The sequence below is a fragment of the Flavobacterium lindanitolerans genome (genome assembly GCF_002846575.1).
GTDB classification, from domain to species: Bacteria; Bacteroidota; Bacteroidia; order Flavobacteriales; family Flavobacteriaceae; genus Flavobacterium; species Flavobacterium lindanitolerans.
Genome location: NZ_PJND01000007.1, coordinates 1308939 through 1334985, shown reverse-complemented (window position 1 = coordinate 1334985; position 26047 = coordinate 1308939). Strand labels below are relative to the sequence as shown.

General features: G+C 39.0%; 21 protein-coding genes and 2 tRNA genes. 11 read left to right on the top strand and 12 right to left on the bottom strand.

Translation table 11 applies throughout. The annotated features are described in order from the left end of the window. Positions 1–417, top strand: a complete 417-nt coding sequence (locus B0G92_RS05845; RefSeq protein WP_101471410.1) for a VOC family protein — start codon at positions 1–3, stop codon at positions 415–417. Positions 418–482: 65 nt separating this feature from the next. Here B0G92_RS05845 and alaS read toward each other — a convergent pair whose 3' ends face one another. Further along, positions 483–3119 carry an alanine--tRNA ligase gene (gene alaS / locus B0G92_RS05840; RefSeq protein ID WP_101471409.1) on the bottom strand — a complete coding sequence of 879 codons (2637 nt, stop codon included), beginning with the start codon at positions 3117–3119 and terminating at the stop codon, positions 483–485. Between the two features lie 196 nt (positions 3120–3315). Between alaS and B0G92_RS05835 the strand changes: the two genes are divergently transcribed. The 5 genes from B0G92_RS05835 to B0G92_RS05815 are packed head-to-tail and all read left to right on the top strand — an operon-like array spanning position 3316 to position 6513. After that, positions 3316–4293 carry a M23 family metallopeptidase gene (locus B0G92_RS05835; protein ID WP_101471408.1) on the top strand — a complete coding sequence of 326 codons (978 nt, stop codon included), beginning with the start codon at positions 3316–3318 and terminating at the stop codon, positions 4291–4293. Continuing rightward, the gene (locus tag B0G92_RS05830; RefSeq protein ID WP_101471407.1) at positions 4293–4625 is read left to right on the top strand and encodes a MerR family transcriptional regulator; all 333 of its coding nucleotides are present in this window, start codon (positions 4293–4295) and stop codon (positions 4623–4625) included. The genes B0G92_RS05835 and B0G92_RS05830 overlap by 1 nt, the downstream gene beginning before the upstream one ends. Positions 4626–4680: 55 nt before the next feature. Then, complete coding sequence (locus B0G92_RS05825) at positions 4681–5268, top strand: LemA family protein (RefSeq protein ID WP_101471406.1); 588 nt, start codon at positions 4681–4683, stop codon at positions 5266–5268. A 12-nt stretch (positions 5269–5280) separates the two neighbouring features. After that, positions 5281–5718, top strand: coding sequence for a TPM domain-containing protein (locus tag B0G92_RS05820; RefSeq protein ID WP_101471405.1), 438 nt, complete (start codon positions 5281–5283; stop codon positions 5716–5718). Continuing rightward, positions 5719–6513 carry a TPM domain-containing protein gene (locus B0G92_RS05815; protein ID WP_101471404.1) on the top strand — a complete coding sequence of 265 codons (795 nt, stop codon included), beginning with the start codon at positions 5719–5721 and terminating at the stop codon, positions 6511–6513. A 130-nt stretch (positions 6514–6643) separates the two neighbouring features. On the opposite strand, the gene B0G92_RS05810 is transcribed toward B0G92_RS05815, so the two are convergent. From B0G92_RS05810 to der, 3 genes are all read right to left on the bottom strand, one after another. Further along, on the bottom strand, positions 6644–8095 hold the full coding sequence (locus tag B0G92_RS05810) for a glycoside hydrolase family 30 protein (protein WP_101471403.1): 1452 nt from the start codon (positions 8093–8095) through the stop codon (positions 6644–6646). A gap of 65 nt (positions 8096–8160) precedes the next feature. After that, complete coding sequence (locus B0G92_RS05805; RefSeq protein ID WP_101471402.1) at positions 8161–10950, bottom strand: outer membrane beta-barrel protein; 2790 nt, start codon at positions 10948–10950, stop codon at positions 8161–8163. A 207-nt stretch (positions 10951–11157) separates the two neighbouring features. Then, the gene (gene der, locus B0G92_RS05800; protein ID WP_101471401.1) at positions 11158–12468 is read right to left on the bottom strand and encodes a ribosome biogenesis GTPase Der; all 1311 of its coding nucleotides are present in this window, start codon (positions 12466–12468) and stop codon (positions 11158–11160) included. 162 nt (positions 12469–12630) lie between these two features. On the opposite strand from der, the gene B0G92_RS05795 reads away from it, so the two are divergent. After that, positions 12631–13125 (top strand): hypothetical protein, encoded by a 495-nt coding sequence (locus tag B0G92_RS05795; RefSeq protein WP_101471400.1) that lies wholly within the window; start codon positions 12631–12633, stop codon positions 13123–13125. Here the strand turns inward: B0G92_RS05795 and era are convergent, their stop codons facing one another. After that, positions 13126–14010 carry a GTPase Era gene (gene era / locus B0G92_RS05790; protein ID WP_101471399.1) on the bottom strand — a complete coding sequence of 295 codons (885 nt, stop codon included), beginning with the start codon at positions 14008–14010 and terminating at the stop codon, positions 13126–13128. It lies immediately after the preceding gene. A 117-nt stretch (positions 14011–14127) separates the two neighbouring features. On the opposite strand from era, the gene B0G92_RS05785 reads away from it, so the two are divergent. Both B0G92_RS05785 and B0G92_RS05780 read left to right on the top strand, forming a co-directional pair. Continuing rightward, positions 14128–14200, top strand: a tRNA-Met gene (locus B0G92_RS05785). Positions 14201–14255: 55 nt separating this feature from the next. Continuing rightward, positions 14256–14328: transfer RNA gene (locus B0G92_RS05780), tRNA-Met, on the top strand. A 163-nt stretch (positions 14329–14491) separates the two neighbouring features. Here B0G92_RS05780 and B0G92_RS05775 read toward each other — a convergent pair. Both B0G92_RS05775 and B0G92_RS05770 read right to left on the bottom strand, forming a co-directional pair. After that, entirely contained in the window at positions 14492–15682 is a 1191-nt protein-coding gene (locus tag B0G92_RS05775) for a CynX/NimT family MFS transporter (RefSeq protein ID WP_101471398.1), read from the bottom strand. 18 nt (positions 15683–15700) lie between these two features. Beyond that, entirely contained in the window at positions 15701–16846 is a 1146-nt protein-coding gene (locus B0G92_RS05770) for an Atu1372/SO_1960 family protein (protein ID WP_101471397.1), read from the bottom strand. Between the two features lie 68 nt (positions 16847–16914). Here B0G92_RS05770 and B0G92_RS05765 point away from each other — a divergent pair, with 68 nt between their 5' ends. Next, entirely contained in the window at positions 16915–17715 is an 801-nt protein-coding gene (locus B0G92_RS05765) for a helix-turn-helix domain-containing protein (protein ID WP_101471396.1), read from the top strand. A 202-nt stretch (positions 17716–17917) separates the two neighbouring features. Here B0G92_RS05765 and B0G92_RS05760 read toward each other — a convergent pair whose 3' ends face one another. The 5 genes from B0G92_RS05760 to B0G92_RS05740 all read right to left on the bottom strand — a co-directional run bounded on the left by B0G92_RS05760 (position 17918) and on the right by B0G92_RS05740 (position 22406). Then, on the bottom strand, positions 17918–18544 hold the full coding sequence (locus B0G92_RS05760; protein ID WP_101471395.1) for a Type 1 glutamine amidotransferase-like domain-containing protein: 627 nt from the start codon (positions 18542–18544) through the stop codon (positions 17918–17920). A 104-nt stretch (positions 18545–18648) separates the two neighbouring features. Further along, positions 18649–18864, bottom strand: coding sequence for a heavy-metal-associated domain-containing protein (locus B0G92_RS05755; protein WP_056069138.1), 216 nt, complete (start codon positions 18862–18864; stop codon positions 18649–18651). Positions 18865–18888: 24 nt separating this feature from the next. After that, positions 18889–19137, bottom strand: coding sequence for a heavy-metal-associated domain-containing protein (locus B0G92_RS05750; protein WP_101471394.1), 249 nt, complete (start codon positions 19135–19137; stop codon positions 18889–18891). An 88-nt stretch (positions 19138–19225) separates the two neighbouring features. Further along, a complete protein-coding gene (locus B0G92_RS05745; RefSeq protein WP_101471393.1) occupies positions 19226–21643 on the bottom strand; it encodes a heavy metal translocating P-type ATPase in 2418 nt (805 codons plus the stop codon). A gap of 199 nt (positions 21644–21842) precedes the next feature. Beyond that, on the bottom strand, positions 21843–22406 hold the full coding sequence (locus tag B0G92_RS05740) for a helix-turn-helix domain-containing protein (RefSeq protein WP_101471392.1): 564 nt from the start codon (positions 22404–22406) through the stop codon (positions 21843–21845). A gap of 497 nt (positions 22407–22903) precedes the next feature. Between B0G92_RS05740 and B0G92_RS05735 the strand changes: the two genes are divergently transcribed. Next, positions 22904–26023 carry a T9SS type A sorting domain-containing protein gene (locus B0G92_RS05735; RefSeq protein WP_101471391.1) on the top strand — a complete coding sequence of 1040 codons (3120 nt, stop codon included), beginning with the start codon at positions 22904–22906 and terminating at the stop codon, positions 26021–26023. Positions 26024–26047: the final 24 nt, after the last annotated feature.

Here is a 26047-nt window from a genome sequence, read left to right as displayed (position 1 = left end):
ATGGCAAAAGAATTTTGGATAAATCTTCCGGCAAAAGACCTTGGCAAAACCAGGGCTTTCTTTAAAGCGATTGACTTTAGGGAAAATTTACAATTTAGCGAAAACCCTACAATGGCTTCGTTTTTTGTGGGAGACAAGAATGTAGTGGTTAATTTCTTTCCTGAGGCGCTTTTTAAGAGCTTTAGCGGCAACGAAATTGCAGACACGGCAAAAGGTACCGAAACCCTGTTTTCAATCGACGCACAATCTCCTAATGAGGTTGACGAACTGGCTAACAAAGCCGTGGCTGCCGGAGCAGTACTTTATGCCCAACCGGGTGAAAAAGACGGTTGGATGTATGGTTGCGGATTCAGTGACCCGGATGGCCACCGCTGGAACGTTCTTTTTATGGATTTCAGCAAAATGCCACAACAATAATAATTCCTCTTAAAAACAAAAAACCACAACAGTACTGTTGTGGTTTTTTATGCATTTTAAATCTGTTACTTTATAAAATCTTTTGCTTTTTCAAGCGCTTCTCTGATTCCGTCTGCATTTTTTCCTCCTGCTGTTGCAAAGAAAGGCTGACCACCACCGCCACCTTGGATATATTTTCCAAGTTCACGAACAACTTGTCCGGCATTCAGGTTTCTTTCTGCTACCAATTCTTTAGAAATATAGCATGTCAGCATTGGCTTTCCTTCTTCGGCTGTAGCCAGAACCAGGAAAAGATTCGTACCAAGGCTACCCAATTCATAAGCCAGATCTTTCGCCCCTTCCGGATTCAGGTCGACTTGTTTAGCTAAAAATTTCAGGCCATTGATTTCCTCGATTTCAGAAACCAATTCGCCTTTTAGATTTTTTGCTTTTTCTTTCAGCAAAGCCTCCACCTGTTTTTTCAATTTGGCATTTTCCTCCTGTAAAGAAACAACCGCTTTTAATGAATCCTGTGGATTTTTCAAAGCTTCTTTTATTTCTTTCAAAGCATTTTCCTGAGAAGCAAAAAACTCTTTTGCACCTTCATTTGTGATGGCTTCAATACGTCGTATTCCGGCAGCCACCGCTCCTTCACTTACAATTTTAAAATACCAGATGTCTGCCGTATTGCCAACGTGGATTCCTCCGCAAAGTTCAATGCTGTCGCCAAATTTTATAGCACGTACCGTATCGCCGTATTTTTCTCCGAATAATGCCATAGCACCTTCTTCGATTGCCTGTTTGAACGGAATATTTCTTCTTTCAATCAACGGAAGCTGTTCCTGGATTTTTGCATTTACAAAAGTTTCTACTTCCTTCAATTCTTCGTCGGTTACTTTTGCAAAATGAGAAAAGTCAAAACGAAGATGGTTAGGCGCTACCAACGAACCTTTTTGCTCTACGTGTGTTCCTAAAACATGTCTCAGGGCCTGGTGCAACAAGTGCGTAGCCGAGTGATTGCTTGCCGATTCGCTTCGCAGTTTGGTATTGACCAATGCCATGAATTTTCCTTGCGGATTTTCAGGCAATTCTTTTGCAAAATGCAATATCAGGTTGTTTTCTTTTTTGGTATCGATAATCTCGATGGCCTGGTTTGGCGTGAACAATGTTCCTTTGTCACCTACCTGACCTCCACCTTCCGGATAAAATGGTGTAGCATCTAAAACAATCTGGTACAGCTTACCGTCTTTTTTAGAATCTACTTTTCTATATCGTGTTATTCTTACTTCTTTTTCTACCTCATCATATCCTACAAAAGTTTCAATGTTTCCTTCCACCAAAACAGTCCAGTCGTCTGTTGAAGTTTCTGATGCGGCACGGGAACGGTCTTTCTGCTTTTGCAGTTCGGCATCAAATTCTTTTTCGTTATAGGACATGCCTTTTTCTTTCAGAATCAATGCAGTCAAATCTTTAGGGAAACCAAAAGTGTCATACAGTTCAAAAGCTTTTGCTCCCGAAACCTCATTCCCTTTTGTTTCTTTGACAACATTTTCAAGCAGCTGCAACCCCTGGTCCAGTGTTCGCAAGAAAGAAGCTTCTTCTTCCTTGATTACATTGGTAACCAGATTTTGCTGTGTTTTGATTTCCGGAAAAAACTCTCCCATCTGGTTTGCCAAAACAGCAACCAATTTATAAATAAACGGTTCTTTCGTATTCAGGAAAGTAAATCCGTAACGGATAGCGCGACGCAAAATCCTTCTGATAACGTAACCTGCACCCGTATTAGATGGTAATTGACCATCAGCAATAGCAAAAGCTACCGCACGAACGTGGTCTACAACAACACGAATCGCAATATTGGTTTTGTTTTGTTCTTCGCTTATATCTTTAACCTCGTTTGAAGTATATTTTTTTCCGGTGATGGATTCAACTTCGCGAATGAGCGGTGTAAATACATCTGTGTCATAATTGGACTGTACGCCTTGCAAAGCCATGCACAAGCGCTCAAATCCCATACCGGTATCCACATGCTTAGCCGGTAGTTTTTCAAGAGAACCATCAGCCTTACGGTTGAATTCCATAAAAACGTTATTCCAGATTTCTACAACCTGCGGATGGTCGTTATTGACCAGGCTCTTTCCAGAAACCTGTGCCTTTTCTTCTTCACTGCGCAAATCGACATGGATTTCTGAACACGGCCCGCATGGTCCCTGTTCTCCCATTTCCCAGAAATTGTCTTTTTTATTTCCAAGTATAATACGGTCTTCATCGACCAACGTTTTCCAGATGTCCCAGGCTTCCTGGTCAAACGGTACATTTTCAGCCGGATTGCCTTCAAAAACAGAAACGTACAGGTTTTCTTTTGGAATTTTGTAGACTTCTGTCAGCAGTTGCCAGGCCCAATTAATCGCTTCTTTTTTGAAATAATCACCAAAACTCCAGTTCCCCAACATTTCAAACATGGTGTGGTGGTAGGTGTCAAAACCTACATCTTCCAAATCGTTATGTTTACCGGAAACGCGAAGGCATTTTTGGGTATCGGCAATTCTTTTACTTTTTGGCGTGGCGTTACCCAAAAAATATTCCTTGAACTGCGCCATCCCAGAATTATTAAACATCAAGGTTGGGTCGTCTTTTAAAACGATAGGCGCTGAAGGCACAATTAAATGCCCGCGTTCTTCAAAAAATTGTAAAAATTGCTTTCTGATATCCTGTGATTTCATCTGAAATATTAGTTTATGGTCTTGGAGTAAATTTCTTTATTCTAAAAATAATAAGACGAACCTATGAAACATTTTTTAAATTTGTTCGTATAACATTTATACAATTGAAAATAATAATCAATTGTTGTTATCAGTAAACTTTTAAAACTAATTAGTTTACCGCTAATAAAGCTGCAAAAATAGCATATTTTAAAATATGAAGAAGGTAAAATATTATTACGATACCGAAAATTTAGCTTACCGGAAAATCAAACCCAAAAAAGGACAAAAACTAGGCGTAATCGCCTTATTTTTATTGGCTTCGGCATTGTTCGGATTTTTATGCTTCGTGATATTAATCAATACACCGTTCTTTGAAACTCCCAAGGACAGACTTCAGGCCCGTGAGATTGAAAACATGAAAATCAATTATGCTATCCTGAACAAAAAAATGGACCAGATTGATGAAGTTCTGGAAAACGTTGCGGAACGTGACAATAATTTGTATCGTGTTTACTTCAACTCCTCACCTATTCCTGAAGAACAGCGAAAGGCAGGTTTTGGCGGCGTGAACCGATACAAGGCACTGGAAGGCTATAACAATTCCGAACTGGTTGTCAGTACGACAAAACGCGTGGATATTATATCCAAAGAATTGGTTATCCAATCCAAATCTTTAGACGAAATCCTAAAGCTGGCAAAAGAAAAAGAAAAACTACTGACAGCAATTCCTGCCATTCAGCCAGTCAAAAATGAGCAATTGAAGCAGATGGCATCCGGATTCGGTTACCGTAGTGACCCGTTTACCAAAATCAGGAAATTCCACGCAGGAATGGACTTTTCTGCCAAAACCGGAACTCCGGTTTATGCAACCGGTGACGGTGTAGTAGAACGGGCAGACAACACGGCATCCGGTTATGGAAACCATATCGTAATTCGGCACGGATTTGGATATGAAACATTGTATGGGCATTTAAGCAAATATAAAGTAAGAGCCGGGCAAAGAGTAAAACGGGGTGATGTGATTGGCTATGTAGGAAGTACAGGGCGTTCCGAGGCACCACACCTGCATTATGAAGTCCATAAAAACGGAGAAGTCGTAAACCCATTGAATTATTATTACGGAAATATTTCGGCAGCAGAGTTTGCGGCCATATCAAAATTAGCTAACCAGGAAAACCAATCTTTAGATTAATGCATTTAGACTTATCGCCGGATAAAAGATATTACAGCATTGGCGAACTAGCCAAAGCTTTTGACGTGAATGCTTCGCTCATCCGATTTTGGGACAAGGAATTCGATATCCTGAAACCTAAAAAGAATGCGAAAGGCAACCGTATGTTTACGCCCGAAGACGTAAAAAATCTCCAGTTAATTTATCATCTGGTCAAAGAACGAGGCTTTACCCTTGAAGGTGCCAAAACGCATTTAAAGGAAGGCCAGAAAAAGACTTTGGATAAATTTGAAATCATCAGCAAGCTGGAAACCATAAAAGCCCAGCTGACCAATATTAAAAACGAATTATAGCGTTATAATTAAAAATAGAAAACAAATAAATAATAAACCTAAAAACAAAAGCAAAATGAGAAAATGGTTAATACCTCTGGGAATTATTGTTGTATTGGTAGTAATTATCGGATTCTGGGTTGTCGGAATTAAAAATACGGCATTGAAACACAATCAGGCTGTTTCAAAAGAATGGGGAAATGTTGAGACTACTTACCAAAGAAGAAATGACCTTATTGGCAATTTGGTCAATACCGTAAAAGGAGCTGCCGATTTCGAAAAAGGAACCCTGACTGCAGTTGTGGAAGCCCGTGCAAAAGCAACTTCTATGACAATTGACCCAAGTAATGTTACTCCGGAACAAATGGCACAATTCCAACAGGCACAATCTAATGTATCTTCCAGCCTTTCCAGATTATTGGTTTCTGTTGAAGCTTATCCGCAATTGAAAGCAAATGAAAACTTCCTGAAACTGCAAGATGAATTGGCCAGTACAGAAAACCAAATCCTTACAGCGAGAACGCGTTTCAATGAGCAGGTTCAGATTTACAACGGTTATGTGCTTAGCTTCCCGAACAGTTTATTCCTGGGAGGTTCCTATCCTGAAAAACCATATTTTAAATCAGTTGAAGGCGCTGAAAAACCTGTAGAAGTAAAATTCTAAAAACACGAATCAATGTCAAAAGTTGAAGATTTCCTTACTCGGGAAGAAGAAAACGAAATCGTGCAGGCTATTTCGCAGGCAGAAAGAAACACTTCGGGAGAGATAAGGGTGCACATTGAAGACCATACTGAAAAACCTCCGCTCGAAAGAGCCCAGGAGGTTTTTAATTTTTTGGGTATGCAAAACACCAGTATGCGCAACGGCGTACTGTTTTATGTAGGTGTTTCAGACCATACTTTTGCAATTATTGGAGATGAGGGCATCCATAAAATGGTTGAGGAGGATTTCTGGGATTGCACAAAAGATACCGTCATTTCTCATTTCAAAGAAAAGAAATACAAAGACGGGCTTGTTTCCGGAATCTTAAGAGCCGGAGAACGACTGAAACAATATTTCCCTTTTGAGAAAGATGACACGAATGAATTATCTAACGAAATATCTAAAGGATAAATGAAATTTTCCCCTATAAAAAATACGTTCCTGTTATCCTTTTTTTTACTGTTGCTGGTACAAACCGGATATGCTCAATTTGATATTCCGAAAAAACCAAGCTTTCAGACCAGCGTTTATGATTATGCCAACATTCTTGGTGCTGATAAAGCAAAGCTGGAAGAAAAACTGATTCGTTATTCTGATTCTACCTCTACGCAAATTGTAGTGGTTACTGTTCCTACCATAAATGGCGAAGACATTGGGCTTTTAGCTCCAAAATGGGGCCATGCCTGGGGCGTAGGTCAGGAAAAAGAAGACAACGGTGTTTTTATCTTATTGGCTGTAAAAGAAAGAAAAATATGGATAGCTCCCGGTTATGGCGTTGAAGACAGACTAACGGCAGGAATCAACGGAGAACTTATACGGAACATAATAATACCTGAATTTAAAGCAGGCAATTATTACCAGGGCCTGGATAAAGGTGCTGATGCCATTTTTGATGTATTGAAAGGAAAATACAAAGGAACCCGAAAAGGCTCTAACGGAGGAGAATCAAACTCTGGCGGCCTGGTCGTTTTCATCATTATTTTTATCGTTATTCTTTTTATTCTTTCCAAAAACAAGAATAACAGAAATGGAGGGAATCGTGGTGGCGGTTTAGACCTTTCTGACATCATTATCCTAAGTAGTCTTGGGCGCGGAGGCGGTGGCTTTGGAGGCTCTTCCGGAGGCGGATTTGGCGGAGGCGGAGGCTTTGGAGGTGGTTTCGGCGGCGGCGGCTTTAGTGGCGGCGGTGCCGGAGGAAGCTGGTAAAAATAGAACAATAAAAAAGACTGCTTAAAGCAGTCTTTTCTTTTTATAAATATTTGCAGTCAAACTTAGCGTCTTTGTGTCTTTGCGTGCAACTATTTCTCGCAAAGACACAAAGGCGCTAAGCACGATTTTAGTAGACTAAAGTCTGAATCGCATGCGCAGGAATTGTGACTTCCGATTCTGAATCACCTACAAACAGCTTGTATTTTATTTCACCATCCGATTGGTTCATCACTACAGTTACCATTTCTCCGTTTGTATTCAGGAATGTTGTGCTTAGCAATTGGCTTCTGCTGGCTGCCGTGCTTATTCTTTTGGCTTCCGGACGGATAAACTTTGAAAAATGCCCTATGTAATAATACGATGGCGTGTAAATTAACTTACCTGCCGTTAAATCTCCGTGAATTGGGGCGAAACAGAAGTTAGACACATGGTTTGGCCCGCCTTTTTCATCAAGGAGAATGTTCCAATCTGTCCAGGCAACGGTTCCGTTATTGAAATCGTTAATCATGTTGATTCCGTAACGTTCCGCATTAGCCCAAAACTGATAACGTGCCGGATTAAATGCTTCAATACAGCCTTCTGTAAACATCAGTTTTTTATCAGGAAAAGAATCGGCTACTAATTTTACATTATCAAACATCGGTTTTCCGCCATTCCAGGTTTCATACCAATGGAAACCCATTCCCCATGCATATTTTGAAGCTTCCGGGTCAGAATAAATTGTATTGGCACGTTGCACCATCAGGTCTCTGTTATGGTCCCAAACTACTATTTTTTTGTTTTCCAGCCCGTTCTTTTGCATAGTAGGACCTAAGTATTTTTTCAGGAAATCTCTTTCCTCTTCGGCCGTAAAAATACAGGACTCCCATGTTTGGGTTGCCATTGGTTCGTTTTGTACCGTGATTCCCCAAATCGGAATACCTTCTTTTTCATAGGCCTGGATGAATTTCACATAATAATTGGCCCATGATTGGTAAAATTCAGGAGCTAATTTTCCACCTTTCAACATCGTTTTGGTATCTTTCATGAATGCCGGAGGGCTCCACGGGCTTGCATACAAAGTCATTTCTTTGCCAGCCGTTTTCATTGCATCTTTGATAAGCGGGATTCTGTATTTTTTGTCGTGGTCGATTGAAAAGGATTTTAGGTCTTTATCATTTTCATTGACATAGGTATAGCTCGCACTACTAAAATCAGAGCTATGGATGGTGGTGCGGATTAAAGAATAGCCTATTCCTTTTTCCCTGCTGTAATACGCATCCAGAAATTCTTTTTGCTGTTGTTTTGAAAGTTTGGCAAAAACTTCGGCACTTGCATCCGTAATGGCTCCACCTATTCCCATGAAGGTTTGGAATTGCTTATCCGGGTTTACGAAAACCGAAACTTCGTTTTCCAAAGGTTGTTTTGCCGGCCTGAACTCAGAACCCGAAGTTGGGCTGAGTCTTAAACTGGTATTCTCTGCTGTGGTGAATACCTTGATTTTTTTTCCGCTTGCTACAAATGGCTTGTTTTTAGAATCCTGAGCGAATCCGGTAAAACAAGCCATTACTAACAATGCGCTTACTACATTTTTTTTCATTGAATATTTAATTTGGTCTGCTAATTTACCAAATAGAATATTAAATCTTCTTAAAATGAGTGTCCTTAAAAGCTAAAACTATTTCCTTCTTTTTTCTTTCCGCCAAATTTTTCAATCTTATATGTGAGTGAAAACATAGCATATCTTTTCAATACCGTGTTCTGGATATCTTCAATAGATTCCGGATTGATGTATCTTACGGCGCTCTGGTTTTGGTTCAGCACGTCATATACCTTGACTTTAAGTAACAGTTTATCTTCCATAAAATTATACCCTAAACTTGTATTCAAAAGGTAGAAATCCTTTTTATAGCCGTCAGAAATATTAGAATTGTAAGTATATCCAAAATCGTTTCCGAAAACAAAATGCTTTGGCCAATGGCTTGTTGTCTGTATTTTAAAATTATGCGTAAAATTAGACGAACTACTCACTGAATAATTTTCATAGTTAGTCTTATTCCATGTATAAGTATAAGATGGTTCTATGGTTAGCAGTTCTCCGTAGTCCCATGCTATTCTGACTTGAGGACTCAAACCCAACCCTCTTGCTTCATATAAGGCATTATTGGTCAATCCTTTATTTAGGTTATAGTTGGCATTTGCTCCTATATCAAATCTAAAAGTATGCTGTTCCCTTTTTATAGACTTGCTCCAGCTTGCTCCGCCATAGCTATTATAGGTATCGTTGATGTTTTGATAATCAGCTCTGTTGATTAAGTCAACCGGATTAAAAACTCTTGAAAAAACAATCTGCTGTTCGTAATAATTAAACCCTGCATATAAGTAAAACCCGGACTTAGAGGCATAATCATAATTATTATAGTTCAGGTGAAGGCTATGGTTTTTTGTAGGATTCAGGTCCGGATTTCCAGAAATCTGAAATAAAGGATTGGTCAGGTCAACCACAGGAAGTATTTGTGCTGCTGTTGGCAATTGCACATCGAAATTATAATACATATAAAACGATTTTGACTTTGAGAGCCTGTAATTAAACCAGGCATTTGCTGACGGGTATACATAATTTTTATCCACATGAGTGGTAGTACCGTCATACTGCGAGGTATTTTCCATACGGATAACTTTTGTACCCAGAGTCATGCCTCCTGAATACTTGCTTTTTCTCACATTAAAGGAAGCCCCAGGATTAAATGTCCTTGTTTTTGACATGAGACCATACGAGAGCAGGTTATTGAATTCCGAATACTGTCCTGACGATGCATTTTGATTGAATGTTGATTTAGTATTGTCATAATCTTTCCATTCATATGATCCTCTGATTGTTATACTCAACGAATCGGTTATGGGTTCTGAATATCCAATTCGTGTATAATATGTATTGTCTTTTTCATCATCATACACTCTTTGGCGACGAATATCTTCTGTCCTGTCCGGGTCCTGGAAGAAATAGGTTTCAGAGTTTGTTATATTGTCTTTATCGTTACTCTTATTTGTGTTATTAAAAGTGAAACCAAAATTTCTTCCTTTTCTCTTGAATTTTTTATGTAGATATAACTCATTTCCAAAAGTGGAGGAAGCATTATTTGATTTTGATGAATTGGTACTTTCGTTTACCAATCCTAAATCATTTGTAGAGGACTGTTCTGAAAAGTTTTTCGACTCCGAATTGTTTTTTACCAAACTTGGACGAACCGATAATGTCAACGACGGGTTAATCTTATATTCAAGTTCCAGATTAAAATTATGCCCATCGCTTGTTCTTCTTGTCGTACCTGACGATTCCGTGATAAAAGAACTGTTGGTCCCGTTCTCAGATGTCAGGAAGTTTTCAGTACGGCTACGCGTATCATTGTCCGTTTTGGAATTGGTATAAAAATAACTTCCGTTAGGCTCCAGCTTTTTAAACCATTCGTCTGCAAAGTTAAGTCCAATCATACTCGACTGTGTAATACCTTCATTTCCGCCAAAGTTCATGCCGTCTATGCCAAAAGAACCATTACTGTTACTATAAAAATTCCGTCCTCCACCCATGGCATCGAAAATCTCATCCATAGAAAACCCTACAGAATTGATATTGTTGGATGAGGCGAGAATACTTATTTTTTGCTTGTCCTTAAAATAATTTACCAGACCGCTGGATTCGTACCGCTTGTCTGTGCCATATCCTCCTGTAAATTTCCCAAACAATCCTTTATTCTTATCTTCCTGTATGGTGATATTAATACTTTTATTATCGGAACTTGCCGCATCGCCAGAGAGTTTTTCTTCTTTTGTTTTTGTATCTGAAACCTGAATCTTATCTACAATTTCAGAAGGCAGGTTCTTTATGGCTACCTTCCCATCTTTCCCGAAAAATGATTTCCCATTGACAAGAATCTCATTGACTTCCTTTCCGTTTACCTTTATCTTTCCGTCTTTGTCTATTTCAACACCTGGCAATTGCTTCAGTAACGCCTCAACGTTAGAATCAGGACGCACTTTAAAAGAAGAAGCATTGAATTCGAGCGTATCATTTTTGATTCGGATAGGCGGTGCTTCGCTTACAATCTCTACTTCTCCTAAAGTTGTAACTGCATCCGAAATAAAAATTTCTCCCATATCAATATCAGATGTCAGTTTAGGAAATTCTTTTTCCCAGGTCTGATATCCCAATGAAGCTACTTTTACAATGAATGGCTGGTTTAATTTCTTAACCGAAATGGAAAAGTTTCCGTTTTTATTCGAAATGGTGTAGTCAATGACGGTTGAATCTTTTGCTGCTGTAATGTAGATGGTAGCTGATTCCAGAGGCAGATTTACCTCTTTACTGATTGCTTTTCCTTTAATGGTAAATGAATTTTGTCCAAACGCTGCGCACGATAAAAGGACGAAGAGAACTGGGAGGATGGTTCTTAGCATTAAAATGTACTTTTAGTTATAGTTTGTAAGAAAATAAAAACTGCGAATTACAACTTTTATTATGGAAAGAAATAATTTCTTACATAATTTTTAACAAATCATCAAAAAAACTAAAAAACACAGCTATATCAAAAAAAATGTTTATGGTATGGTGTTAATAAAAAAAGGGATTGCAAAATGCAATCCCTTTTTTTATCATATGAAATATTATTTTTCTCTGATGTAAATATCAATCGGCACTCCGGAAAAATCCCAGTTTTCACGGATTTTGTTTTCGAGAAAACGCTTATACGGTTCTTTTACATACTGTGGCAAGTTGGCAAAAAATACAAACTGTGGCGTTGGTGTTGGCAACTGCATGCAGAATTTGATTTTCACATATTTCCCTTTTAAAGCCGGTGGCGGATAGTTTTCGATAATCTTGAGCATGTGGTCGTTAAATTTCGACGTAGCAATTCGCTGCTTTCTGTTCTCGAATACTTTTACCGTTTCTTCCAAAGCCTTTAGCAAACGCTGCTTGGTTAAGGCCGAAGTAAAAATGATTGGCACGTCAGTAAAAGGCATCAATTCCTTGCGGATTTTAGCTTCGTATTCTTTGGTTGTCATAGTATCTTTTTCGACCAAATCCCATTTGTTAACCAGAATAACGATTCCTTTTCTGTTTTTTTCTGCCAACCAGAAAATATTCTGGTCCTGACCTTCAAAGCCTCTGGTTGCATCAATTATAAGAATACATACGTCTGAATGCTCTATAGCACGAACCGAACGCATGACAGAATAAAACTCAAGGTCTTCTTTTACTTTTGCCTTACGACGTATTCCAGCCGTATCGACAAGGTTAAATTCAAAACCAAAACGGTCGAATTTGGTATCAATAGCATCACGAGTAGTTCCCGCAATATCGGTTACAATATATCTTTCTTTTCCAATCAGTGCATTGATAAAACTGGATTTACCCGCATTTGGACGTCCTACCACTGCAAAACGAGGCAATTCCAATTCTTCTTTTGTAGGTTCCGGCTTTTCCGGGAAAGCTTCAATCAGGGCATCAAGCAACTCCCCTGTTCCACTTCCGGAAATACTGGCAAATGTGTAGTAATCTCCCAAGCCTAAGTTATAGAACTCGACCGCGTCTTTTTCACGCATGGCATTGTCAACCTTATTCACCGCCAATAAAACCGGCTTGGTGACTTTACGCAATAATTTTGCAACGGCTTCGTCCATTGGAGTGATGCCCTCTTCTACGTCAACGACAAAGATGATAACATCAGCTTCATCAATAGCCAGTTCTACCTGTTTTCTGATTTCGCCTTCAAAAACGTCATCTGAACCACGAACGTAACCACCGGTATCAATTACCGAAAATTCCTTTCCATTCCATTCACTTTTGCCGTAATTCCTGTCACGGGTTACACCCGAAACTGAATCTACGATAGCTTCTCTTCTTTGAATCAACCTATTAAAAAGTGTTGACTTTCCTACATTTGGCCTTCCAACAATGGCAACGATATTGTTCATACTGTTTTTAAAATATTTTGCAAAGGTACGGTTTTTGTTTCAAGTAAAAAGCGGAAAGTTCAGGCCTTATCGTTTCGTGCCATTTCTAACCTTAAATCTTTAACGACAATTTAGCATTTTTAGCAAAATAAAAATAATCGTTTTGCTGTTATAGGAATTATTATGGAACTTGATAAAAACATACAACTTCGTCCCAAATTCGAGCAGTTTTCGCCTAAGACAATTGGCGAGATAAAGTCTACGTATGAAAAAATTAAAACTTTTGCATCGGAAGATTTTAAGTTTCGAAATGCCGGAAACCACATCTGGCTAGGGGTTGGAATGTTCCGAAGAGAGTTCTGGTCGCCTTCGCTACACATTGAACTGGATTCTTATGAAGACGGCAGAACTTATGTGAAAGGAATTTTTGGCCCTGACCCGATTTTATGGTTTATTTTTCTGGCAATGCATTTTATTGTAGGCGGACTGTTTATCGTTTTCGGAATAATTGCCTATTCCAAATGGACGCTTTCACAACCTAACAGTTTTGACCTGTTTATGATGTCTGTTCTTTCTATTATCTGGCTGCTATTGTATTTTGTAGCGCGAATTAACAGAAAGAAAGGAGCTGCCCAAATGCGCGAACTCTTTTCATTAGCCCACAGGATTATTGCCTGATTATTTGTTGTTATAGCCGAATCTTCTTAATTGGTAAGCATTGCTTCTCCAATCTTTGTTCACTTTTACAAATAGTTCGATATGGATTTGCTTTCCGAAGAATTTCTCCAGGTCTTCACGTGACTGAACGCCCACTTTTTTTAGCGCCAATCCTTTGTGACCGATGATGATTCCTTTTTGGGTGTCGCGTTCTACCATGATAACAGAACGGATACGGATGATGTCTTCATCTTCTAAAAACTCTTCCGTTTCGATTTCTACAGAATAAGGAATTTCTTTTTCGTAGTTTATCAGAATTTTTTCACGGATAATCTCATTGACAAAAAAACGTTCCGGTTTGTCTGTCAAGGCATCTTTAGGATAAAATGGCGGCGATTCCGGTAAAAGTTCTATGATTCTGGCAAATACTTCTTTTACGTTGAAATTTTCCAGGGCAGAAATCGGATACAGTTCAGCATTCGGAACTTTTTCTTTCCAAAGTGCCATCTGCTCTTCCAATTGTTCCTGGTTTGATTTGTCTATTTTGTTTAAAAGCAGCAATACGGGAATCTTGGCATGAATAATCTTATTGAAAAAGGCTTCATCTTTCAGTTCTTTTTCTCCCACCTCAACCATATAGATTAATACGTCTGCATCTTCAAAAGCCGATTTAACGAAATCCATCATGGACGATTGCAGTTCATAGGCAGGTTTGATGATTCCCGGTGTATCTGAAAGCACGACCTGAAAATCTTCCCCATTCACAATTCCCAAAATCCTATGACGTGTAGTTTGCGCTTTTGATGTAATGATTGACAGGCGCTCGCCTACAAATGCATTCATCAATGTAGATTTACCTACGTTCGGATTTCCAATAATATTTACAAAACCTGCTTTATGTGACATCTCAAAAATAATTTATGTTGCAAAGGTAGTCATATCACCCCAATACAGGAAATAAAACATTTTTCAGAAAAAAGCTTGTTATTTAAGATAATCGTTGTAAATTTGCACCCGAAACATCGCGGGATAGAGCAGTAGGTAGCTCGTCGGGCTCATAACCCGAAGGTCACTGGTTCGAGTCCAGTTCCCGCTACTAAGATTTATTGGGCTTCCAATAAGAAAGACATACTGAGAATACAAACGCACATCGCGGGATAGAGCAGTAGGTAGCTCGTCGGGCTCATAACCCGAAGGTCACTGGTTCGAGTCCAGTTCCCGCTACTAAGACAGGCAAAGTGATTTAATCATTTTGCCTGTTTTTATTTTTAACAAGTTCAATATATTGCGTTTTACAATTTTGCGTCTTTGCGTCTTTGCGTGAAAATAATTGCTCGCAAAGACGCAGAGGCGCAAAGAGTTTTGAAAGAAATCTTTTCGCACACTATCAATGCTCCTCAACAAATCTCGGTTTTGCAGCGTTTCTTCCAAAAAAGACCATGATAACAATCATCAGCATCAAGAAGTAAAACGAACTTTTCCAGGACGTATCCCAATCGTGTAACATTCCAAAAACAGGCGGACCGAAAGCTGCAATTAAATAACCTACCGATTGTGCTTTTCCGGAAACTTTAATAGTACCAGCCATCGTTTTGCTTTTGAGCGAGAAAAACAGGATGGACAGGCTGAAAGCCCAACCGCTTGCTATTCCGACAAGGACTGCCGCTAAATAAACGTATTGCGTTTTGAATAAAGCCAATAGACTTATTCCCGAAAACATTAAAATTCCGACACCAAAAATCATCCATTTCTGGTCTTTCATTTTAGTCGCAATAACAGGACTGAGAAACATGACGGGCAGCATTGATAATTGAGCCACCAAAAGCACCAATCCTGTTTCTTCTTTCTGCATTCCATAATCAACCAGCACTATTGGCAACAGAGCCACTAAACAGTAATACACTAAAGACTGAATTCCCATAAAAACACTGATGTTCCAGGCCTGTTTGGAGCGGAATATATTGAATTCACTTTTGGTTGTTTGTGCTGCCGGTTTCTTTACAGACGCTCTTTTACCTGAAAAGGCTTCTGCTCCAACTGCAAAAAGCGCCAGCAACGTCCAGATTATCCAAATACCCAAAGAACCCTTCCATCCTAAATTGGTCCATTTTCCAATAGCAATACTAAAACCCGACGCAAAAGCCGCCATCAAATTCATTGCTGCCGAAAACACACCTGTCATAATACCAATTTTTTCGGGAAACCGATTTTTTATATAGGCGGGTGTTGTGACATTACCAATACAAATTCCCAAACCAATGAGAAATGAACCGATGTATAGCATAGGCACGTTTCCATAAACCCGAAAATACAATCCCATAATCAGGAAAATAAGCGAATAAATTATGCTGTAATGGATATTGGCTTTGACCGCAACTTTGCTTACCAATACTGAACAACTGGCAAATACAATCAACGGGATGGATGTTAGCAGACTTCCCTGCAGATTGTCCAGATGCAATAGGGCTATTATTTCACTTAATACCGGACTGACAGCAGTAATAGGTGAACGCAGACCGCCGCCAATCAGTATAATTACTATTACGCTAAGCAGTGACAAACTAATCTTATTTTTCATTTTAATCGTAACTTGTATTTATTCAACTTCAAAAATGGCCTGGATTGAAACCGAAGAACCTACAGGTAGTGAACTGGCTCCTGATGTGTTTCGCGTATGTTTGCCTTTTTCACCAAATATTTCAACCGTTAGGTTTGAAGCCGGATTCATAAGTTCTGCATGTTTGGTATAGGTATCTGGTGTGTTGAATGTACCTATGAGCTGTACGCATTTTTTTACGCGGTTTAAATCTCCGCCAACGGCCTCTTTCAGTATGGCCAAAACATTCAGCATGGTTACTGTAGTCGCTTCTTTTACCTGTTCTTCTGTAACATCCACTCCTACTTTACCGGGATTGACAATTTTGCCATCTTTCAGGGCTACTTGATTGATAAATATCAGATTTCCGGAATGTGCATAGAGCTCATAGTTTCCTACCGGTTTAGGAAGTGACGGTAGTACAATATTTTTGTCCTTTAAGACATGATTGACATCTTTTTCCGCAACCCCAACTTTGTTTACGCTTTTGGTGTTTTCATCACTTCTAAGAGCAAAAGCTACTTTCGCAAAGTTTTTCCCTTGTACTTCTGCCAGATAACGTTCGCTTTTGGATGGTCTTTCAACTGAGTTTAACGAGGCCAGGCTTGTGGTTCCTAAAACAGAGTTTCCCTGTGGAATGTTTTTATCGATATTTTCATAACCGCTAATGCCGTTAGGCACCAGAACCATTCCATGAACAGCCAGACTGTTCCAAAAAGACTGTAAAGCCAGTTCCTTTCCTGCTCCGCTTCCTGCCGACATAAAAACCGTAGCCGGTTTGCCCTCTAAAGCATGACTTGACCATAAACCGATTGTTTTTGACAAAAACTCGCTCATTCCGGTACTGATATTACCAAAATAAACCGGAGAACCAAAAGCAATACCATCATAATTGGCCAATTCTTCAACCGTAGCTACGGGAATATTTTTTAGTTTGGGATTTTCAGACGCCTTTACCTGTTTGATAATTGCCTGAATATTTTGTCCGCTTTCAATTCCTTTGGCTATTTCTTTTGCCAGTTCGTAGGTTCCGCCATTATCAGAATAAATGAGAACCAAAACCTTTGCTTTCTGTTCTTGTGCCATAGCTGTATTTATTATAAATAGTACTAAAATCCCTATCAGGAAAGAATATGTTTTTTTCATTTTTCTTGTCTATTAAGTTTGATAACAAAATTAGCATTGGCATTTTTATTAAATTTGCCATAAAGTATATGCAAAACGACAATATAAAATGTGGGCAGATTGAAAAAAGCAGAGGCCAATATGTAGATAACATATTGACCGATGCCTATGTGTGGTATGAAAAAAACTGGCGGCACGATGAATATGACCATGCCCATCAACGTTATCAGCTAACGTATGTTGAAGACGGTTATCAGTATTTTCACATCGGACAGAAAACCTATCTTGCTCCTCAAAACCATGTTATCTGGATTCCATCGGCTAAAGAACATCGCACTACTTCCGATGCCAAAACGGTGAATTTGATGATTGTCTTATTTAAATCAGTGCCAGAGCATGAGTTCTTCCAGAATGTCCATGTTTTTGCAGCACCGTCGATTTTAAAAGAAATGCTTTTGTATGCCGAAAAATGGAATCAGTTGCCGAATGAAGATGAGGAACAAACACTTTTTCTGAAAGCGATGCTGAACAGCCTGCCCCATTTTTGTAATGAGAATGAGTTTTTGCAGATTCCGGTTCCTGCCGATAACCGCTTGTTGCCTGTCTGCAATTATATCAATACCCATTTTAAATACAATTTTGACATTGACACATTAGCATCCATTGCGAACATGTCCGTGCGTAGCCTGCAACGTATCTTTAAGCAGGAAACTGGCATCACCATGCAAAAATACATGCAGTTAATCCGCATTTTGAAAAGCATAGAATTAATTGATACCAAACAATATACGTTAAGCCAGATTGCTGTTATGGTGGGTTATAAAAGTTTACCCGCTTTTACTTCTTCGTATTACGCCATAATGAAAACAAAACCCAGACTAAAAAAGTAATATTTAAACTTAGCATCTCGGAACCTATTCTTATTCCAGCCACAGATTTAAAGAATTACACAGATTTAAAAGTTTCTCAATGATTTCTAATATATAAATCCTGCGGCTCTGCGCCTTTGCGAGCAAATTATTTCACACAAAGGCGCAGAGCCGCAAAGCAAGAAAAGGAATTCGTTTTTGCTATAAAGTTTCAGACAGTCAATTACTCTTTTATAATGATAACTTCTCCATCTCTCAAAGCTTTGAACAGCCATTTATTTTCGATACATTTTTCAACTTCCTTTGAAATGGCTGCCGATTCAAAATGGTCCGATTTGTAGTGTGGCAAAATACCATAATTAAAATAACCCAGGCCTTCGTAAATAGGTTCCTTAATTTGCTTATAAGGAAATTGGGTCGGGTCATCTACTTCTTCAATATATTTCAATGAGTCGCATAAGACACATATTCCGGCACTGTAACCTCCATATAAAAAATCGGTACGCTGGCGTAGTTTACCGAAAATCGTGTCAAATCCGCTTAAACGCATGGCCTGTCGCAAAATAAAAGTATTGCCACCTGACACCCAAACTCCGTCAAGTCCGGCGAGCTTTTCATCTAAAGCCTCTTTCCTGTTAAAATAGTCTTTTAAATCTAAATGTTCGCTTTTAAATCCTAAGCTTTGCAGAAAAGCCATATCATTTTCCAAATCTGCCTTTTTCCTTGCTTCATCGGCACCATGCCAATCTGTAGCATTGGTAATATGTCCGATTTTTGCTCCAGGTTGCAATAACTCACAAAGTTTATCCGATTCATTTCCAAACTGGAATGAGGACAAATATAAATTCATAATCGTTTTTTATGGTAATTCTATTTCATCTGTAAATTTATAAAAAAACAAGGCCGCATTTTCATGAATAGAAAATACGGCCTTATCACCATTAACAATTAAATTTATACCGGTTCTGCTTTAAAACCTGTTTTTTTGATAATGTCAAGCACCTCTTCTTTGGTAATTCCTTCTGTTTTTACAGTTAGGATTTTGTCTTTATTGTTAGTGTCGACATTCCATTCGTTAACCCCTTCGGCTTTGTCCAAGTGAGGTTTTACAGAAGCAACGCAGCCCCCGCAATTAATATTGGTTTTGAATTGAAATTCTCTATTTTCCATTTTTTTGATTATTATTAATTAGAATTAATTATTGCAACATCCTGTAGCGCAATCAGAATCATTATTGCTACTTTCTGACAAAACACTGTAACCTGCTTTTTCAATAGCTTTTACTACTTCATTTTTTGTATTATCAGATGCAATGGAAACGGCTATTTTACCTGCTTCCACGTTTTGAATCTGAACGCCATCAATTTCTTTTACCGCATTGTTCACCCTTGCCTGGCAGTGTGCGCTTTGCATATCGGGTATATTAATTATCATCTGTTTCATTTTAATTAATTTTTATAGTACAAAGTTGGCTATTCTTTTACAGGCAACTATTGCGTAATTTTCTTTTTGATTTGTGAGATTTACTGATTTACTTTTTCCATTTCAATCGCAAGCTGTTTGTTACCACGCTCACACTACTCAATGCCATGGCCGCACCTGCAATCATCGGATTCAACAAGAAGCCATTAATTGGATAAAGTATTCCGGCCGCAATCGGGATTCCGATAAGGTTGTAGATAAACGCCCAGAACAGATTTTGTTTGATGGTAGCCACTGTCTGTTTTGAAAGTCTTATGGCTTGTGGTATTTTGGTAAGGTCTGATGAGATGATAGTCATTTTGGCCACATCCATGGCAATATCGCTTCCCTTGCCCATCGCTATACTTACATCTGCCGTTGCAAGAGCCGTACTGTCATTAATACCATCGCCTACCATTGCTACAACTTTACCCTGCTGTTGCAGCTCTTTTATGAAATCTGCCTTATGCTGCGGCATTACTTCAGCTTTATAATGCCCAATTCCTGTCTGCTCGGCAATGGCTTTTGCCGTAGCTTCGTTGTCGCCCGTAAGCATATACAGTTCGATTCCCATTTCCTGTATTTCTTTTATGGCTTCGACTGATGTTTCTTTGATTTTATCTGAAATTGCGATAACAGACAGCGCTTGCTTGCTATCTGAGAACCAGATAACGGTTTTAGACTGGCTGCCCCATTCATCGGCTTGCTTTTGCAATGGTGCTGCAATAACGATATTGTTTTCTGCCAAAAGTTTTTTATTGCCTACAAAATAGGTTTCATTATTATAATTGGCTTTTGCACCTTTACCTGTAATACTGTCGAATAAAGTCAAGGCTACTGTTGAAACGTCTTCCAAATGTTTTACTACAGCTTCCGCCAACGGGTGTTCGGATTGTTTTTCTATGCTTAGTAAAATTGTTTTGGCCGTGTCATCATTATTTAGCCACTGGATTCCTGTGACCTGTGGTCTGCCCTCGGTAATAGTTCCCGTTTTATCCAATACGATAGCGGTTACTTTTTTTGCCAATTCCAGACTTTCGGCATCTTTAATCAGAATACCATTTTCTGCTCCTTTGCCTACTCCAACCATAATTGCTGTTGGAGTGGCAAGTCCGAGCGCACAAGGACAAGCAATAACCAAAACCGTGACTGCCGCCAATAATCCCTGAACCCAGCCATTATCACCGCCAAGAATCAACCATAAGACAAAAGTTAGTATGGCAATCCCAATAACGACAGGAACAAAGATTCCGGCAATTTTGTCTACCAGTTTCTGTACCGGAGCTTTACTTCCTTGCGCATCCTGTACCATTTTGATGATTTGGGCAAGCATTGTTTCTTTACCAACTTTTACGGCTTCAAAGCGGAAACTTCCTTTTTGATTGATAGTACCGGCAAATACTTTTTCGTTTTCTTTTTTCAGTACCGGAACCGGTTCACCGCTCAACATACTTTCATCTACATAGGAACTGCCTGAAACGACCATACCGTCTACGGCTATTTTTTCACCCGGTTTTACGAGGATAACATCTCCTGCATTTACCTCTTCAATGGCAATTTGTTTTTCAGTTCCGTCCGGCTGTATAATGATTACTGTCTTTGGCTGCAATCCCATCAGTTTTTTTATGGCTGTGGAAGTGTTGCCTTTGGCTTTTTCTTCCAAGAGTTTTCCCAACAGGATAAACGCAATAATAACGGCTGCGGCCTCGAAATAGACATGGGCATGCAATCCTCTCTGGTGCCAGAAATCTTCAAACAACATATTGAAAACACTAAAAAGATAGGCGATACCGGTACTTAATGCTACCAATGTGTCCATATTGGCAGAACGGTGTTTGGCCTGTTTCCACGCATTGATAAAAAAGTCTTTACCCAGCCATAGTACTACCGGAGTTGAGAAAAGCCACATAATCTGGTTGGCATAGGGAATGTCCATAAAAAACATTCCAATAACTACTACCGGAAGCGATAATATAATAGCCCAGGTGGTTTTATTTTTCAGCTTTTGGAATTTTTGGGCGTGCAGTGCTTCTAAGGTTTCCTGCTGTTTGGTTTCGTTTTCTATCAACAGGTCATAGCCAATTGATTGTACTGCTTTTTGCAATTTTGACGCATCTGTCATATTAGGCAGGTATTCTACCGTTAGATTGCCTGTTGCGAAGTTTACGGAGGCACTCACTACGCCTTCCTGAAATGTTACAATGCTTTCTGCGCTGCTGGCACAGGAAGCACAAGTCATTCCCAATACTGGAAATGTATGCTTTACGGTTGTAACGCCATAGCCCAATTCCTTGATTGCCTTTACGGCCTCACCGACTACCTGGTTATTGCCAACCGTAATAGCCGCCCTGCGATTGTTTAGTTCTACCTTATGGGTTTCTATACCTTTTACCTGGGCTAATCCTTTTTCAACTATTAATGCACAATGTTCGCTTTCAACATCTTCTAAAGGAAGATAGATGATTTCTTTATTGCTATTTGTTGCCATATTTCGTTTGCTTTAATTTACAATACAAAATTGGGTATAATTTCAACGGAGGCTATTGTGGAATTTTGGAATTGATTTGTAAGATTTAGGGAAGAAGTCTTTTATAGTTATTCTTGCTTTTTCTTTAAAATCTTTGCGGACCTGCATCTTTGCGTGAAAATATTGCTCGCAAAGACGCAGGGCCGCAAAGCATATATTTTTAGACTTTATCCAAAGGTTTTCTTTTCTCCTCCCGGATTTGCTTGAAATGGCTTGGCGTGAGTCCGGTTACTTTTTTGAATTGGTTGCTTAGATAGGCAACACTTGAATAATTCATCCGAAACGCAATTTCGCTTAAAGACAATTCATCATATACCAACAGTTCTTTTACTTTTTCTATCTTCTGGGCGATAAAATATTTTTCAATTGTGGTGCCTTCAACTTCGGAAAACAGATTGGACAGGTAATTATAATCGTGGTTCAGCTTACTGCTTAGCACATCGGAAAGGTTTGTTTTAGCCCCGTTTTCCTGATGGTGGACAAGTTCAATGATTGTGTTTTTTATTTTTTCAATAATTCTGCTCTTTTTATCGTCAATCACCTCAAAACCCAGCGGTGAAAAAGCCTCTTCCAGTTTAATTCTTTGTTCAGCCGAAATTTCCTTCCCCAATACTACTTCACCCAGCTTAATACTTTTTACGTCTAAACCCAATTTATCCAATTCATTTTGCACTACCATAATACAGCGGTTGCAAACCATATTTTTAATAAAAAGTGTGTCCATAGTATTTTTTTACATTACAAATCTCAATAACAAATTTACAACTTAAGTTAGACTACACCATTTTTATATTATAATATTCCTGACAACTCCAACCCGTATCTTTTTAAGACTACCTTTTGTTATTTTATGCAGATACTTTCTCAATGTCCTGGTTATTTACGATTTGTAAAATTTAGGGTAACCAAAACGAAACTCACAAATTGAGATTAATCGCTGTTATTTTGTTCACAAAGCCAGTCCCCGCCTCGAATTGTTTGATTTTCGCCAAATAAATGTAAGTAAAAAATAATAAAAATCTTACTTTCATTTGTTATCAATTTGTAATATAAAATACTGCATTTCAAATAGTTAATAACCATTTTTTAATAAATCCTTATCCTAAAAATCCGTTCTTAAAAAATTAATAAAATTAAATTTGGATTGATAAAGCGATAAACCCTGCAGGTATATTTTATCCTTTAAAACACTATTTCCTTCCAATCTTAAATTTTACAATTATGTTTAAAAAACGATTTTTTGCTGCTTTAGTATTTGCAAGTATATCGGGACTTTCCTTTGGAAAACCTTCTTCTCCGGTTAGCACATCTAAAACAAATGTATCTACAGCTTTTAACGCTGCACTATTAGCCAACCCTATTGAGGGAACCGGCCTTTTTGAAAACCCTTACCGTACTTTGGCGCTGAACCTTTTCGACTGTGCCGGAGGTTCGGAAACATTCTCAAACATTGGAACTGCTGCCAGCGCTTATGCTACAAGAACCTGGACTGGTGACAATGGTGTAGCCTGGTCTGCAACAGATGCGAGAACTGACCAGGAGCTTACAGGAAAAGCTATTGCTTTACGAACGAGCACCTTGAAAAACACCAGCACTATTGCTAATGGTGTTGGAACCCTTAGCTTTAAATATAAAAGAGTATTCTCCGGAAATTCTACTCTGAAACTATTCGTAAATGGTGTTCAGTATGGTGGTGATATTGCTGTTACTTCTGAAACGGCTGCTACTTTTTCTTATGCTGTAAATGTATCAGGAAATGCAGTTATCGAAATCAGAAACAGCGGTAACAGAACCATTGTTGATGATTTGACATGGAACTGCTATTCTGCCGTTGCTGCTCCTGAAATTCAATTAGCTGATGCTTCAGGCGCAAACCACGAGTGTGGTAATTTTTCAATTGATTTTGGTTCGCGTGCTGTAAACCAATATCATGATGCTGTTTTTACGGTTAAGAACCCGGGAACTGCTGCTTTGAATGTTTCTGCTTTGACATTGAGCAATACAACAGATTTCACAATCATTTCTCCTTCTGTCCCTTTTACGGTTGCTCCGTCAGGTTCAGGATTGGTTTTGGTTCGTTTCCAGGGCACAACAGCCGGAATCAAAAATTCTACATTGACTATTGCAAGTGATGATGCTGACGAGGCTTCTTGTATTGTTAACTTAACGGGAACTGCTCTTCAGGAATGTGCTGCTCCGGTTATTACCGGTGCTGACGTTGCTGTGTCAAACATTGCTCATTCTTCTGCTGATGTTGTTGTAACAAACGCTACTGCTGATGCTTATCTTGCTGTTATATCAACATCAGGTACTTTGTCTGCTGCTCCAGCAAACACAACAAACTATAATGTTGGCGATAGCTTAGGTGGTGGAACTGTTGCTTACAAAGGAACTAACGCTACTTTCTCTCTTTCCGGATTAACAGAAAGTACATCATACCATATTTTTGTATTCCCTTATAATAATGCTAACTGTACTGGTGGTCCATTATATTATACAGAAACTTCAATTGATGAAGCATTTACAACTCCGGTTGCGCCATGTATTGGTGGAAATGAGACCTTCTCTAACTTAGGTACTGCTTCCAGTACGTATACAACAAGAACATGGACAGGTGAAAACGGTGTAACGTGGTCTGCTACTGATTCAAGAAACGACCAGGATTTGACCGGTGATGCTATCGCATTGAGAACCGGAATCCTTAAAAACACGGCTCCTGTTGCCGGAGGTATCGGAACATTGACTTTCAATTACAAAAGAGTATTCAGCGGCGATTCAACACTAAAAGTATTCGTAAACGGAGTACAATATGGTGGCGACATTACTGTTTCATCAGACACTACTACTGCATTTTCTCAGGCTATTGATGTTGCCGGACCGGTATCTATCGAAATCAGAAACAGCGGTAACAGAACTGTTATCGATGATTTGTCATGGAATTGCTATACTGCACCAAACGGGCCTGAATTGCAACTTTCTGACAGTGACCTGATTTTAAAAGAGTGTGGTAATTTCACCATTGATTTTGGAGCTGTGCTTCCAAATACAAACAAAAATATCATTTTTACTGTTGAGAATTTAGGTAATCAGGATTTAGAAGTAAGCGCTATTACATTAAGCGATGCTGTTAATTATACTATAGTTTCACCGGCAGCACCTTTCACAGTAGTTCCTTTAAGTGCTATTGAAGTTGAAGTACAATTCAACGGTGCAACTCTTGGAAACAAGCCTGCAACTCTTACTGTGGTAAACAATGATGCCAATGAAGGTTCTTGCCAGATTGAGCTTAAAGCCAGCGTTCAGGAAAACTGTGTTGCTCCTACAGGAACAGCGGTAATTACAAGTTCTAATATAACAGATACTTCTGCTTCAGTTGCTGTTTCTGGTGTTACAGCTTCAGGATATCTTGCTGTTATTACCACTGGTAGTGGTGTGGTAAATGCTCCGGTTAACGGAACTGTTTATCAGGCAAATGATATTTTAGGCGATGGTAAAGTAGTTTATGCCGGTACGAATACAACTTTTAACGTTACAGGTCTTACTGCCAACACGAACTATTCTATCGTAATTTATCCTTACAATGCCGAGTGTATTGGAAGCCCTTTCTATGCTTCACTTCCTGCTTATGATGAAATCCTGACTACTGGTGCTCCATGTGTTGGAGGTACAGAAACTTTCTCTAACTTAGGAAGCAGCTCAAGTACTTATGCCAACAGAACCTGGACAGGAAACAACAGCATTACCTGGTCTGCTACTGATGCAAGAACGGATCAGGATTTGAATGGAGATGCTATTGCCCTAAGAACAGGTACTTTGACTAACACGGCTCCTATTACTACAGGTATTGGTACTTTGACTTTTAACTACCAAAGAGTTTTTACGGGTGATTCTGTTTTGAAAGTATTCGTAAACGGAGTACAATACGGAGGTGATATTGCTGTTACATCAACTGCTACTACTGTTTATTCTCAAGCTATAAACGTATCCGGAAACGCTACTATCGAAATCAGAAACAGTGTGAACAGAACAATAATTGACGATGTGGCCTGGACTTGCTACAGTGCTTCTCCAAGAGCGGCTGCAACTAACAACAAAAAAAGCACTACTGCTTTGGATAGCGAAATAAAATTATATCCAAATCCAAACAACGGTCAGTTCCAATTGGATTTTGCCGGTGAAAATGCTGACATTACTGTATTTGATTCATTAGGAAAAAACATCCTTTCTAAAAAAGTAGCTTCTCAGGAGGTAATTGATTTAGGAAACGCACAAAAAGGAATTTACATCATCCAAATCAAATCCGGGAACTCTACAGTTTCTAAAAAAGTTGCTATCAAATAAGATTGCCTTATAAGGCTTGTTGAG

Coding starts and splice junctions, on each gene's coding strand:
- B0G92_RS05760 (WP_101471395.1), bottom strand. CDS start 18,544: ATGAATTTATATTTGTCCTCATTCCAGTTTGGAAATGAATCGGATAAA.
- B0G92_RS05755 (WP_056069138.1), bottom strand. CDS start 18,864: ATGGAAAATAGAGAATTTCAATTCAAAACCAATATTAATTGCGGGGGC.
- B0G92_RS05820 (WP_101471405.1), top strand. CDS start 5,281: ATGTCAAAAGTTGAAGATTTCCTTACTCGGGAAGAAGAAAACGAAATC.
- B0G92_RS05830 (WP_101471407.1), top strand. CDS start 4,293: ATGCATTTAGACTTATCGCCGGATAAAAGATATTACAGCATTGGCGAA.
- B0G92_RS05775 (WP_101471398.1), bottom strand. CDS start 15,682: ATGAAAAATAAGATTAGTTTGTCACTGCTTAGCGTAATAGTAATTATA.
- B0G92_RS05795 (WP_101471400.1), top strand. CDS start 12,631: ATGGAACTTGATAAAAACATACAACTTCGTCCCAAATTCGAGCAGTTT.
- B0G92_RS05745 (WP_101471393.1), bottom strand. CDS start 21,643: ATGGCAACAAATAGCAATAAAGAAATCATCTATCTTCCTTTAGAAGAT.
- B0G92_RS05845 (WP_101471410.1), top strand. CDS start 1: ATGGCAAAAGAATTTTGGATAAATCTTCCGGCAAAAGACCTTGGCAAA.
- era (WP_101471399.1), bottom strand. CDS start 14,010: ATGTCACATAAAGCAGGTTTTGTAAATATTATTGGAAATCCGAACGTA.
- B0G92_RS05810 (WP_101471403.1), bottom strand. CDS start 8,095: ATGAAAAAAAATGTAGTAAGCGCATTGTTAGTAATGGCTTGTTTTACC.
- B0G92_RS05805 (WP_101471402.1), bottom strand. CDS start 10,950: ATGCTAAGAACCATCCTCCCAGTTCTCTTCGTCCTTTTATCGTGCGCA.
- B0G92_RS05770 (WP_101471397.1), bottom strand. CDS start 16,846: ATGAAAAAAACATATTCTTTCCTGATAGGGATTTTAGTACTATTTATA.
- B0G92_RS05825 (WP_101471406.1), top strand. CDS start 4,681: ATGAGAAAATGGTTAATACCTCTGGGAATTATTGTTGTATTGGTAGTA.
- B0G92_RS05740 (WP_101471392.1), bottom strand. CDS start 22,406: ATGGACACACTTTTTATTAAAAATATGGTTTGCAACCGCTGTATTATG.
- B0G92_RS05750 (WP_101471394.1), bottom strand. CDS start 19,137: ATGAAACAGATGATAATTAATATACCCGATATGCAAAGCGCACACTGC.
- alaS (WP_101471409.1), bottom strand. CDS start 3,119: ATGAAATCACAGGATATCAGAAAGCAATTTTTACAATTTTTTGAAGAA.
- der (WP_101471401.1), bottom strand. CDS start 12,468: ATGAACAATATCGTTGCCATTGTTGGAAGGCCAAATGTAGGAAAGTCA.
- B0G92_RS05735 (WP_101471391.1), top strand. CDS start 22,904: ATGTTTAAAAAACGATTTTTTGCTGCTTTAGTATTTGCAAGTATATCG.
- B0G92_RS05815 (WP_101471404.1), top strand. CDS start 5,719: ATGAAATTTTCCCCTATAAAAAATACGTTCCTGTTATCCTTTTTTTTA.
- B0G92_RS05765 (WP_101471396.1), top strand. CDS start 16,915: ATGCAAAACGACAATATAAAATGTGGGCAGATTGAAAAAAGCAGAGGC.
- B0G92_RS05835 (WP_101471408.1), top strand. CDS start 3,316: ATGAAGAAGGTAAAATATTATTACGATACCGAAAATTTAGCTTACCGG.